Annotated in this window: 12 protein-coding genes and 1 pseudogene; 6 read left to right on the forward strand and 7 right to left on the reverse strand. The window is 46.2% G+C overall.

Annotation, left to right across the window (positions count from 1 at the left end; all coding sequences use genetic code 11):
- The first annotated feature begins 87 nt into the window (after positions 1-87).
- Positions 88-366 (forward strand): acylphosphatase, encoded by a 279-nt coding sequence (locus J07HQW2_RS12875; RefSeq protein ID WP_021055986.1) that lies wholly within the window; start codon positions 88-90, stop codon positions 364-366.
- Here the strand turns inward: J07HQW2_RS12875 and J07HQW2_RS12880 are convergent.
- Entirely contained in the window at positions 322-705 is a 384-nt protein-coding gene (locus J07HQW2_RS12880) for a DUF7960 family protein (RefSeq protein WP_021055987.1), read from the reverse strand. The genes J07HQW2_RS12875 and J07HQW2_RS12880 overlap by 45 nt on opposite strands.
- An 83-nt stretch (positions 706-788) precedes the next feature.
- Here J07HQW2_RS12880 and mvaD point away from each other — a divergent pair, with 83 nt between their 5' ends.
- The 3 genes from mvaD to J07HQW2_RS12895 all read left to right on the forward strand — a co-directional run bounded on the left by mvaD (position 789) and on the right by J07HQW2_RS12895 (position 3,832).
- Positions 789-1,763: a phosphomevalonate decarboxylase MvaD gene (gene mvaD / locus J07HQW2_RS12885; RefSeq protein WP_021055988.1), complete on the forward strand. Its 975-nt coding sequence runs from the start codon at positions 789-791 to the stop codon at positions 1,761-1,763.
- A 148-nt stretch (positions 1,764-1,911) separates the two neighbouring features.
- A complete protein-coding gene (locus tag J07HQW2_RS12890) occupies positions 1,912-3,150 on the forward strand; it encodes an NAD(P)/FAD-dependent oxidoreductase (protein ID WP_021055989.1) in 1,239 nt (412 codons plus the stop codon).
- 238 nt (positions 3,151-3,388) lie between these two features.
- Positions 3,389-3,832 carry a methylglyoxal synthase gene (locus J07HQW2_RS12895; RefSeq protein ID WP_021055991.1) on the forward strand — a complete coding sequence of 148 codons (444 nt, stop codon included), beginning with the start codon at positions 3,389-3,391 and terminating at the stop codon, positions 3,830-3,832.
- Between the two features lie 465 nt (positions 3,833-4,297).
- Here the strand turns inward: J07HQW2_RS12895 and J07HQW2_RS12900 are convergent, their stop codons facing one another.
- Positions 4,298-4,435: a hypothetical protein gene (locus tag J07HQW2_RS12900; protein ID WP_303704133.1), complete on the reverse strand. Its 138-nt coding sequence runs from the start codon at positions 4,433-4,435 to the stop codon at positions 4,298-4,300.
- 178 nt (positions 4,436-4,613) lie between these two features.
- A complete protein-coding gene (locus J07HQW2_RS12905) occupies positions 4,614-5,111 on the reverse strand; it encodes a DUF371 domain-containing protein (RefSeq protein WP_021055993.1) in 498 nt (165 codons plus the stop codon).
- Between the two features lie 390 nt (positions 5,112-5,501).
- Between J07HQW2_RS12905 and J07HQW2_RS12910 the strand changes: the two genes are divergently transcribed.
- Positions 5,502-6,425, forward strand: a complete 924-nt coding sequence (locus tag J07HQW2_RS12910; RefSeq protein ID WP_021055994.1) for a coiled-coil protein — start codon at positions 5,502-5,504, stop codon at positions 6,423-6,425.
- Positions 6,426-6,858: 433 nt separating this feature from the next.
- On the forward strand, positions 6,859-7,968 hold the full coding sequence (locus J07HQW2_RS12915; protein WP_021055995.1) for a DUF373 family protein: 1,110 nt from the start codon (positions 6,859-6,861) through the stop codon (positions 7,966-7,968).
- A gap of 247 nt (positions 7,969-8,215) precedes the next feature.
- Here the strand turns inward: J07HQW2_RS12915 and J07HQW2_RS12920 are convergent, their stop codons facing one another.
- The 4 genes and pseudogenes from J07HQW2_RS12920 to J07HQW2_RS12935 form a co-directional block, all read right to left on the reverse strand.
- Positions 8,216-9,538, reverse strand: a complete 1,323-nt coding sequence (locus J07HQW2_RS12920) for an RNA-guided endonuclease InsQ/TnpB family protein (RefSeq protein ID WP_021055996.1) — start codon at positions 9,536-9,538, stop codon at positions 8,216-8,218.
- Between the two features lie 178 nt (positions 9,539-9,716).
- A complete protein-coding gene (locus J07HQW2_RS12925) occupies positions 9,717-9,911 on the reverse strand; it encodes a DUF7333 family protein (protein ID WP_021055997.1) in 195 nt (64 codons plus the stop codon).
- A 109-nt stretch (positions 9,912-10,020) separates the two neighbouring features.
- Positions 10,021-10,851: an aldo/keto reductase gene (locus J07HQW2_RS12930; RefSeq protein WP_021055998.1), complete on the reverse strand. Its 831-nt coding sequence runs from the start codon at positions 10,849-10,851 to the stop codon at positions 10,021-10,023.
- Positions 10,852-11,492: 641 nt separating this feature from the next.
- A pseudogene (locus J07HQW2_RS12935) lies at positions 11,493-12,859 on the reverse strand (geranylgeranyl reductase family protein).
- Between the last annotated feature and the right edge of the window lie 28 nt (positions 12,860-12,887).

The following is a 12,887-nucleotide window of genomic DNA, read 5'->3' on the forward strand; positions in this document are numbered from 1 at the left end:
TGAGTGTCTTGCTCATATATCCATCTCGACAGGTAATAGTCCAATTGAGCGACAGAATAATCTGACTGCTAGTGGTGTATCAATATAATGAGTGAAACTCGAACACGAGCGCATGTGTTTATTTCTGGAACCGTTCAAGGGGTCTACTACCGTGCATCAACCCGTGATGCAGCTCGCGAGCGTGGTGTCAAAGGATGGGTACGGAATCTCGATGATGGCCGTGTAGAAGCAGTTTTTGAGGGGGCTGAATCTGCGGTTGATTCGCTCATTGAATGGTGTCATACTGGAAGCCCTAATGCGAACGTTTCTGACGTCTCTGTATCATATACAGACCCTGAAGGAATTGATGACTTCCGAATCCGCTAGTAAGATAGCATACGTGATCAGGCGCGATTCAACTACTGTTTGATTTGGCTCATCTCTCGTCTCAGCGAGCAGTGCCTCGAAATACTCTCGAATACTAAATGAAGCACGAGCAACGTTGTACTGACCAATCGGGTTCGTGTTTATTTCAGTGACAAGTTCACCGACCAGTTTCCAATCACCCGCACAGAAATGCACTGATACGGCTCCAACGATATCACGCCAGGCAACGGACCCAGAATCTTTGATCAGTAGAATCGAACGTAGCGGGATGTCAATCCGCGCGGTCGTATCGGGGTCATCACACAAACAGCATGCTTGTGCCGTCTGACCGATGTACACGCAATATATCTGTAATCGAGTCGTACTTGCTTCTGTTCATTGGTATCGGGATATTTAACCTCGCGTCTCTCCGCCCTGTTGGTATGAAAGCAACTGCACGTGCCCACCCAATACAGGGACTGATTAAATATCATGGAATGCGAGATAATAATAACCGTTATCCATATCATGACAGCATCAGTGTTTGTACAGCACCAAGTGCAACAACAACGACCGTTGAATTCCAATCTGATGCTTCTACGGACGTGTATATAGTCGATAATGAACGCGTTGAGGGGCGAGCAGTAGAACGGATTGATGCCGTTGTAGATCATGTTCGTGAGCGAACTGGAATCCGTGACCCTGTTCGGTTAGTCTCCGAGAATTCGTTTCCCTCAAATATTGGGTTCGGATCTTCTTCATCTGGATTTGCAGCGGCGGCGATGGCACTTGTGACCGCTGCTGGAGAGGAACTCACCCGTCCAGAAATCTCAGCAATCGCTCGACGAGGGTCATCATCCGCTGCTCGTGCTGTGACCGGTGCATTCTCACAGTTATACTCTGGTATGAATGATACCGATTGTCATGCTGAACGTATTGAAACTAACCTTGATTCAACAGTTCGAACAGTCGCAGCACACGTTCCAGCGTATAAAGAGACTGAGGAAGCACATCGTGAAGCTGCACAGAGTCATATGTTCGATGCGCGTTTGGCACATGTTCATCATCAAATCGACGCGATGCGTGATGCACTGTATGATGGTGATTTTGATCGGATATTTGAGTTGGCTGAACACGACTCACTCTCACTTACAGCAACGACAATGACCGGTCCTGCTGGATGGGTCTATTGGCAGCCACAAACAATTGCAGTGTTCAACACTGTTCGTGAACTTCGTGAGCGCGACTCAATCCCAGTTTACTTTTCAACTGACACTGGTGCAAGTGTCTATGTGAACACAACCGCTACACACGCAGATACTGTTGAATCTGCAATTGCCGATATCGGTGTTGAAACCGACGTTTGGAGTGTTGGTGGACCAGCGGAAGTCCTCCCTGCGAAGGATTCATTATTCTAATTACTTTGGTCAGTGTAGTCTCACGTGGTCAATCGGTTCGCGACCAGATGGGTATGAATCCCAGCAATACAAAAATTGGATTTCTACACAGTCTGACTGAGATCTAAATCATCGGTCGGTCTATGACACTTGAACCCGTTATGTCAATATGAACGTCACTGTCTTTGGTGCTGGATATGCTGGCGTGACACTCGCTCAACAGCTTGAATCATCACTTAGTTCAGATATTGAATTAGTTGTCATCGATAATTCCGAAACACATCTCCTCAAACATGAGGTTCATCGTGTCATCCGCCGACCTCATGTCGCAGATATTATTGAAGTTCCACTTATCGATCTCTTTGACCGTGCGACTGTCCAGACAGCTCATGTCCAAGATATCGATATTGATACACAAACAGCACATCTCCACACCGGTATGAGATACGAGTATGATTGTGCTGCAGTTTGTCTTGGGTCTGTCACTGCTGACTATGCTATTCCTGGCGTTGCAGAGCATGGACTCCCACTGAGCACAATTACAGACGCACTAACAATTCGTAAAGCATTGTTTGACGCTGCAGGTGTCACGACCGAGGCTTCACTGAGAGACGTACCAGACTCTCAGCAACAATCGAGCTCTGATACCCATTCAGCTCAATCCAATATAGCAGATGAAGACAGCTCTAGCCCTGTCGATATTGTTGTTGGTGGGGCAGGATTATCAGGTGTACAGGTTGCTGGTGAAATCGCGGCACTAACACGTGAAACTGGTATTCAAGCGGATATTACACTTATCGAACAACAACCAACTATCGCATCCAACTTTCCAGAGAATTTTCAGCATGCTGTCAGTGACGCACTCACCGACAATAATGTGAACATTTCAACGAAAACGACAGTTGAGCGTGCGCGTGAAGATGTCGTCGAAACCGACATTGGTGCGTTCGCAGCTGATGTATTTGTCTGGACCGGTGGCATTCGTGGAACTGATGCAATGGATAAGGATCGTCCACCGGTCAAAAGCGATCTTCGCGCTGGGTCGCGAACGTTTATTATTGGTGATGCTGGTCGTGGAGTCGACGCTGACGGTGAACCAATACCAGCTTCAGCCGCGGCAGCTCTCCGAGAGGCTCGCACTGCTGCGGATAATATTTCTCGACTCGTTGAGTATGACACCAGCGGTGGAAATGGATTTGAACCGCGTCTAGATCCATATCGGTTTGAGGTGCCGGGATGGATCGTAACCGTTGGTGATGATACTATTGCACAACTCGGTCCCGAAGTCCTTACCGGCTCTGCAGCAAAAGCGATGAAAGCATCCGTCGGCGCAGGTCATCTCACTTCCGTTGGTGCTCTCAATCAGGCTGCAGAGCTTGTTGATGCTGAAATTCGTTCTTCATCATAAATCACCTTTCCTCTTTGCTGCTCATCTGCGGCTAGACCGGGACTTAACGCCGAAAACCACCGGCTTAGTAATAGGTTAAAATAAAGCAACATATCTTTTCTACTCAGTGGCTTTGTTCATACTCTCAATATATTTGTGCACGGAAAAATATGAATTAGCGTGTTTAGTTTTGACTTTCTGGTAGATACTATTACTTTGAGCTGCTAACATTCTTAATATTACAGAGTACATTATGAGTATGCGTCTTGCATTAATTGCTCATGATGAAAAGAAACCTGACATTATCGAGTTTGCTCGCGACCGTCGAGATGATCTTGAGCAGTTTGAGCTGATGGCAACTGGGACAACTGGGAAACGAATCAAAGAAGCCACTGGGCTTGCAATCGAGCGAAAACAGTCAGGTCCGATTGGTGGTGATATGCAGATTGGATCTGAAATTGCAAGCGGTACCTGCAGTGGCGTCATCTTCCTTAGAGATCCATTGACTGCACAGCCTCATGAACCAGATATCACTGCCCTCCTTCGATTATGTGATGTCCATGATGTCCCGCTTGCGACAAATCTTGCGAGTGCAGACGCTGTTCTTGATGAACTCTGTGCTGTCCTCACTGGCGCAACCGAACTTGAGCAGACAGATGAGGCTAGCTTTGATATTGAATCTGAGGCTGATGATACTGTCTGATTTAACCATCCAGACAGTCTACGAAGCGTCTGTACCCACACATATGAAGTGGTCTAAATATTTCAGCGAGAGTTCCACGGGTCACCCGACCCGTGGTCGTTTACAGATAATAGAGTAATCTAAAATCTCTTTTAATCCTGTTTGTGTATATGCCAGTTGGTAGTGCTGTGACGCCTCCGATATTCAACTGCTGTTGATATTATGAGTTCCCGCCGCCAGTTCTATCATGGTTAAGATTATGCTGTGGAGTCATCACATTGTCATGTCTTTGTTCACTTCTCAGCTATCAAATTTATATTGGATTCACACCGGAGATCTTCATTATACTCACCGTCGTAGTTCAATTGATTCGAATCACAGCAGTCTATCAAGTGAACTACCCTGACCTACTTAGCCGTCTGCGACGGCTTCCTTGAGGACAGGGCTTGGCTTCTCTTCTCTGCTCTCGCATTCGACTTTCTGCTTCTACGGCAGGGCAGTATCTGAAAGCAGTCCATCACGGTGATGACTACCCTCAGGGATACCAGCCTCCACAGACATTGTATTACCACTGTACTCGGACTGTCCCAGCCCTAACTCTTCTTCGGTAACTGTGTTATTCATATCTTCTAACATATACACTGAGTAACACTCGATTTGCAGAGTCCCCGCGTTGGAAAGCGTACCCTCAAACATGAACCGGTGAAGAGTGTCAGTGTTCCGTATAAATATCTAAAAAAGTTGAGAGGGTGTAAGGTCTGGATATCAGGTTTGGCTTTCACTTCGTGATTATGAGAATCAACTAATCTGCTTGGACGGTGACTGATAGTCGTAATGTGAGATCAGCACCCGTAGTCAGTGCATCAATCATATTTCGATCAATATCTGCAGCAGCGAGATCGCCCCCAATGAGTACCGTTCGATCATCAGTATATGTGCTTGTACGGGCGACGTGGCTCCGCTCATTATCGAACGTTAACCCTGGACTTCCGGATCCAATTATTCTCTCAGTGTATGTTCCAGTTGTCTCAGACTCAACTGTAATTGTTGCTGTTATTTTCGCATCCGGACTCTGACAAGCTCGAATGAATTCAGTGTCGAAATCAGTCGGAACCCGATCTGCCTCAACGCCGAGAATGCAGTCACCGGCGGGCGTGAGCCAATCATCACTTGTTATCTCAAGTGTGCTTGCGTGCTCCGCAGAAACGTTTGCATGACCTTGTGCGTGAATAACCTCTGAGAGTTCCTTTGTCTCAGTTGAGTGAACTATTTCTGATTCTGATTCTGATTCGGTTGGCATTGAACAAATTGTATGACTCGGTATATTTAGCTCACATGACTGAATTTTAGGGTACTTTTGTTTATATGTGTCACACTATTCCGTGTTAGATTGTACCACGCTTTTGAAGCCCTGAGACGGACGTATTCGCAAGCCTACGTTACCAAAGCAATTAAATATCAATGGATTATATCATGAATTACCAGAACGTCTCCGGCGTTCCGGCGGCACAGTACGCAGAATGATCGGAAATTCTTACAGTAGTGTTTGCAGACCGACAGAAGGTCGACCATTTTTTATTACTCAATTAGGGCTGCACAGTTCAGTAATTACACTCTCAGTACTGACAGTCATATTCAATACTCGGTCGCCACGGTCCGGAGCGGTGATGGTATCGAGGTTTAATTACGCATGGTAACGAAAGACGGCGTTCTTGAAACACACGATGTAGAGCCACTAAGAGAATCAGATAACATCTCTCTCACTGATAGCAAGCTGGATAATGGATCAAAAGGGCAACTCATAAAGGTCGCTGGGCAACTCCGCGACCGACGAAATGATCTTAATCAAATGGCTTCAGAACGAGCTTCACTGCGCGATGAGCTAAATGCGAAAACGCGTGAAAAAGTTGATGAAGCCCAAGAACATCGCGAACAGCGCGATGAACTGAACGAACAAGTTCAAGAACATAAGGACAAGCGAAACGAGTTCAACGCAGAGGCGAATGAGCTATTCGATCAAGTTGAGGAGATGAAATCTGATCTTGAACTTGATGATGGTAAAAACATCGAGGAGCTTGAAGGCGAAATTGAGGATCTTGAGTTCCGCCAACAGACTGAGGTGCTCTCTTCAGAGGATGAACGTGAACTCATCGAAAAGATTGAAGATAAGCGTGAACAACTTCAACAGAAAAAAGAAAAAGTCGAGGATAGCGGTGAACTTGACGAACTAAAAGAACAGGCTGAGGAAGTCCGTTCAGAAGCCTCTCAGCATCACCAGAAGGTGACTGAACTCGCTGATAAAGCACAAGAACATCATAATCAAATGATTGAGGCGTATCGCGAGGCTGACGACATTCGTGATGAAGCTGATGCTATGCATGAGCTTTTTGTCGAGGCACAGGAGACAGCCGATGAACATCATGAGGAATTCGTTCGCGTACAGAAACGCCTTCGTGAACTTGATAAGCAAGAAGAGCAAGAACGCGAGGATGAGCGTACTGAAGAGCGCGAAGCCGCGAAAGAAGAAGCCGAAGAAATCTATCAGAAATTCAAAGAAGGCGAAACTCTCGACACTGAGGATCTGATGAAATTACAGAAGACGGGTCTACTCTAAACGTTATTATATTCAGTAGGGATACGTTTTTAAACCACAATTTAGAGATAACACATCTTGATATGCGAATGAGATGTAGCACTGAGTAATGCTGATAACACATCACAGCGAGCACAAATAACTGGGCTCGGTACTCTACCGCTCTCATCATAAACTACCTTTTTATTTCACTGCATAAGTAATACCATTCATTCTTCATTTGTGTGGACTTGCTGTTTATGTGTGCTCGAATACTCAGATTAAATATACATAGCTGATCATCTAATGTGTAACATACGAGATATCTGTTGAACCCACTTGATATTTATAAACAAAAATACCAATAAAATCCATTAATCTGCAATCATCAAAAAATCATTATTACTGAGTATAACTGAGGATATAGTCATGTTTCGAGGAAAGATAGATACCATTCTATACCAATAACGAATATGTGAGCACGCTGGTTCTCTGTGTCGACCGGTCAGATGACGTCGGTCGTGTTGCAGATCTTGAGACTCCTATTGTTGGATGGGAGGCTGTTCAGTCGTTAGTAACAGAACTAGGGCTCGTTGACCCGGAGGATTCAAGTGTTAATTGCATTCTTGAGGCACTCCGCGTGACTCAGGGTCTCCAGGGTAGCAATACAGACTCAACAGTAGCGGTTGTCTCTGGAGGGAGCGGTTCTCTCGTCGGTGCTGATCGTTCGCTTGCGGCGCAGTTAGATACCCTTGTTGATAGATATAGTGCAGACTCAGCAATTGTGGTCATTGACTCTGCGAACGATGAACAAGTTATACCAGTAATTGAGAGTCGAATCCGTGTTGATTCAGTTGATCGTGTCGTAGTCAGACAGGCTCATGATATCCAATCAACATATTATCTGCTCAAACAGTTCCTCGCTGATGAAGAACTCCGCACAACAGTGCTTGTTCCGCTTGGTACAACACTACTATTTCTACCTATTCTTCTGACACAGTTTCCCCCAGCAATTGCATTTGCCGGATTGACTGCACTTCTTGGTGCTGTATTATTATATAAGGGGCTTGCAATCGACCAGTATCTTGAGGAAGCGCCAGAACAGGTCCAAACAGCGCTTTACTCCGGTCGTGTCTCAGTTGTGACGTATGCGGTTGGCGTTGGACTTGCACTTGTGGGCATTTTTCTTGGTGCGCTTGCCATTCCAACCACAGTCAATGCTGATTCTGTCATTGTCCAATCGGTGCAGTTTGTCTACAGTGCGATTCCGTGGCTTGCCCTTGCGGCGCTCACTGTCAGTGCCGGTCGCTTGCTTGATGAATTTATTGAGAGTGATCGTATTACCACGCCGTATTTGAATCTTCCATTTGGAGTTGTTGCGCTCGGATTCGTCGTTCGTGGGTTTGCTGGATGGTTTCTTCAACGCGAAGCTATTCTTGCCACTCCGAAGATATTTGATTATATCATAACGCCACAGCAACGGCTGGCGACATTCATTATTGTTGGCATCATTATCAGTATTATCGGTGTGCGCATCGCAGCGAGTGTTAATAATCAGACGGATGATGACCTCACACAACACTAACGCTCAAGTGTAGCCATATATGTAGTCACCGACTTACTTAATCAGGAGGATCCATCTTGAATATCGATAGATGGTGAGTCGTTTCAAAGTGAGATCAGTCTCAACTTATGAAAACGTATCACCGAGTGGGAGATTCCATTTGAGAACGAGCCTGAAGTCGCACTGTATGAAACTTTACTCAGACGTGTTGTTGACATTTGACCGACGGGGGAATCTCACCGTTCGCTATCGAGTGAACTACCCCACCCTAGTCACTCACCGAGACAGCTGTCTCGGTTCCTGACTTGAGGATGGGGCTTCCCTTGTTCTCACACGGGCTTCCTGTTTCAACGACGGTCTTTGCAGGTACTGATTCACTGCGAATCTTCCCCACAGGGAGACCAGTCTCCATCAGGCGTTCTACTTCGGACTGTCCCAGCCCTAACCTATCGCCAAGCAACTCCAAACCACGCTCTAACACATTAATAGAAGCATTCCAATCCCTATCCAATTCAAAACCACACGCTGGGCAGGAATGCTCCCTAACCCAGACAGGCTTGTCGGACTCTGCACCACACTCAGAACACACCTTCGATGTGCCTTCGGGTTTGACCTTCTCGATATAACACCCATTTAAATCAGCCTTGTATTCGAGTAGGTCGATAAACTGACTCCACGCAGCATCCTGCTTATTCCGAGCATTATGCGACTGTTCCATCATAGGTTTCACGTCCAAGTCCTCGACAAACACAGCCTCGTACTCTGTCGTTAGCCAAGAGGTGATCTTGTGCTGGAAATCCAGTACCTTACGTCGGATATGACGCTTAATCTTGGCAACTCGCTTTCGCTGTTTCTCCCAGTTGTTCGAACCGTTCTGCTTTCGGGAGAGTTTCTGTTGTTCTCTTTCAAGCCGCTCGTACTGGTCTTCTGAGTCGAGTCCATCCACGGAAACTCCGTCACTCGTGTGGATATAGTTGAGAACTCCAAGGTCTATTCCGATGCAATCATCGGATTCAAGCTCCTTAGCAGGTGTTTTGTTCGGAACTCGCTCGTCTTCCACTTCAACAGAAAGCGAGACATACCATTCATCTGTTGTCTCTTTTTTCAGGGTTACTTCTTTGATGGTAGCGTGGTCTGGAACAGGTCGATGATAGCGGATTGGAATATCGCCTATCTTGGAGAGCCAGAGTGTTGCAGTATTCGTTTTTTGACCACTCGTGTTTTTGAGTTCGAAGCCAGACTGCGAATACGTGATACTCTGATAATCTCTTGGCGACTTCCATTTCAACTCACCAACCTTGTAGTCTTTATCCTTTCTTTTGCTGAGATTAGAAAGGTTGTCATAGAATCGTTCGACGGTTTTCTGAAGGGCTTTGGAGTGAACCTTGCTAAATACTGAGAACTCTCTTTTCCAGTCAGTGAGTCGTTTTTGATGTTTGTATGCACTCCCGATGTTGGATTGATTCTGTTTGTTGTTATATTCGTATCGGGTGTGATTATAGGCTTGGCGATGGATGTCGAGATGCTGTTCGATCTCCGAGGTGACTCCTGTTCGATCAGGATAAGCTTGGAAGCGATATGCATATTCCATCGTTATATGCTGAATTTAGGACTACTATTTTATGACGGTTGTCGTGTTTGTTTTCCGTGTTTTTGGTTTATATTTTGGTTTATGTTAGTGGGATTCATCCCCTCCCTACTGCGTTACTCACTCTGTTGCGTTACTCCATAGAGGAAGGGGCATTCTCCCACATATTCTGGTAATCATCTCATCTGGTGGCTGTTCGATATTCACCGTGTTTCACACCGATTACCAGACAAAGAAGCCCAAACACGAGCATCGAAGGAGTCACCATCATCAATATAATCTGTGCCGGCATCATCTCAGTTAGAATTAATGCTGCTGTCCCAAGTCCAACAATTCCAATCAAAGCACCACCTGTTATACCACGGTTAAATTTCATATATTAACATCGCACCTGAGACAACAAATCGGTTTCTGATTATCACATTCAAAAAAACAGGACAATATATTATCTCACATTTCTTTACTATGTTATTAGACAAGCTCTATTACCATGGTGCAAAGCGTGGGTCAACACGTCGGTCGGTTCGTTCGATTGAATCAATTTGTTCGATTTCTGATGTCGTAAGTTTCAGATCAAGTGATGCCCAGTTATCATGAATATGATCGTGTCCAACGGCTTTTGGAATCGCTGTGATTCCCTTTTCACGAAGCCACGCTAGCGCAATCTGTGCCTCACTCACATCGTGAGTACCGGCGACCGCAGTAATCTCTGGGACATCGAATACCGCACCGCGAGCTAACGGTGAGTATGCGACAAGTTCAATATCGCGCTCTCTGCAGTGATCTCGTAACTCTTCTTGTGGTAAAAGGGGATGAATTTCAATCTGATTTGCAAATATTGATGTGTTCGCCTGCTCGATCGCCGTATCGACCTGATCCGGTTCAAAATTACTAATCCCGACACGGTCGACTTTCTGATCTGCGACAAGTTGATCAAGCGCCCGAAACGTTTCTACCGGATCATATGTATCACTTGGCCAGTGTACATACAGCAAATCAACAGTATCAATTCCAAGTTTTTCAAGACTTCTTTGCGTTGACTTCAGGACATCGTCGTATCCAAGTTTGTTAATCCAAACTTTCGTTGCAATAAATATCTCCTCTCGAGAAACGTCAGCAGCAGCGATCCCTCGACCAACATCTGCCTCGTTACCGTATGCCTGTGCAGTATCTATATGTCGATATCCCATCTCAAGTGCTGTCTTGACAGCATCCGCACATTCTGATGGATTATCATTTTCCCATGTCCCAAGCCCGAGAAGGGGCATTTCATCGGCTGTCGGAGCAAGTGAGCTTGTCGGTGACTGCTGTGCCATCGTATCGAACCAGTGGGAGGTGTATGCAAAAGCTATTGTGATATCTGAAGGACCTGTTATATTAGCTCTCTCGCTATTCTACAGATAAACAAGGCGAGTGACTCGGGGTCGGGGTCGGGGCTTTGATACTGTACTGATATGACCCCGAGACCGAGAGGGTGAAGCCGATATACACAGTGATGACGCTACATAACTCACGAAAGCACAGTCAAAAAAACTCACAGACGGATTACCGACATCTACTGCTGCGGTAGTCCGGAACTGTGGCCCCTCTCACCATCCGCCACTGGCGGTGCGACGGGGACGGGGGTTTCGACGGGCCATGGCGGAGTGACAGTAACTGACTCCCACTCCCACACGGACGCTTCGCGGTGCAGTGCGGTGTGTTCGGGTGTAACTTCCAGCCGATTCCTTACAGAGAAAGGAGAGGTCGGGAGGAATTGACTGACATTCCCTTGTTGGGGTAGTGGGCTCGACACAGCGAAGTTTCGGCTTGGGGCTTGCCCCCGAGGTACTTCAGGTGGGTTGCTGGTTATCTCACATTCTCTATGAGTTGATCGATGAAATTGATTAGCGTAAAAAATCAAATGTGTCTCATGTCAGGCGACCACTGCAGAGACTGATTGTAGGTCTTCTATGAGTCAATATTTTTGCGTTGCGCCAGTGAAATCATAGAATTCTTCCATTAGTTCATCACGGTTGGTCTGCCAGTGTTTGAATTCTGATGGTGATTCCGGATATTCATTATAAACTTGGGTGATCTCTGTTGCACGGCGACTTACTTTATATAGTTCATACAGTGCATCCCAATGACCGAATGTATCGACAAGGGTCTTTAATTTCAGTTTCAGACTCATACTTGATGTTCCTTTACTGAGTGCATCAGCGAGTTGTTGACCAGGGACAGCAGAAACAATCTCAACAATCTCATCAACATTACGCGCGGTTCCCCAGAGATTATACAAATCAACCGCTGCAAACCGTTTTCCAAAGCTTGTCATCACGTCAGTATTGTACTCCCACAACTGTGATTCAGAAACATCTCCCTCACTGATTGCATCGACAGCATGTGACGCCGCACAGTGCGCAGATTTCGCAGCACCCGGAATCCCGCCACCGGTTGTTGGGTTCACATGTCCAGCAGCATCACCGACTGCAAGAAACCCATCGGCAACTGCAGAGTCATACGGGCGTCGAGTTGGGAGTGAGGCGCCAAGTTTGCTTTTGACAGTTGCATTTTTAAACTCTGGTCGTGTCATGATATCTCGTTTAAGCGTTTCAACAAGTTGCATAGGGTCTTCTGTCATCTGAAACCCTAATCCAACGTTATTTCTGTTGCTGTTCGAGGGAAGTACCAAAGATACCCAAGTTCGTCTGTGGGTTTGAATACAATTGCGTCATCATATTCCACTGGATCCGGGACCTCAAGCACCTCTCTATATGCTGAACAAAACTGCGAGTATGAGACATTTGTGTCAAAGTATGTTCCGGTAAAATCAGTTTTATCCTGAAGAATAGATAACGCACCGGCGGCGTCGATGGTGATATCCGCTTTATATGTATATGTTGTTCCGTTCCGTGTCGCATGGACCCCCGTAACGGTTCCATCATCAGCCTGAGAAATGTCTTGTACAACAGTGTTATACTGAATATCTGCACCGCTTCGTTCAGCCTCTTCGATAAGCACTTCTCCGTATCGTTTTCGATCAAGAACAGCCCCGTTATCGGCGAAGTCGATATCAACACTCCCTCCACGGGGGTTCTCAAATACAGCTCGCTGGATACGTTGGTTGGTAAATGACTCTGATTTGAGATAGTTTCGATCAATAACATCTGGGAATGTGCTGGTCCCCTTAATCGCATCTCCACACGCGATATGACCCGCTTCGTCGGCAGATTTTCGTTCAAGTATGATGACGTCAAGCCCTTCCGACGCTGCCGTCGCCGCAGCGAATGTCCCTGCGGTTCCCCCACCGACGACGACAATATCGTAGGCTTCAGTTGGCATACAGAAAAATGTGCTTCCTGGATGTTAA

The sequence above is a fragment of the Haloquadratum walsbyi J07HQW2 genome (assembly GCF_000415985.1).
Classification (GTDB): domain Archaea; phylum Halobacteriota; class Halobacteria; order Halobacteriales; family Haloferacaceae; genus Haloquadratum; species Haloquadratum walsbyi_B.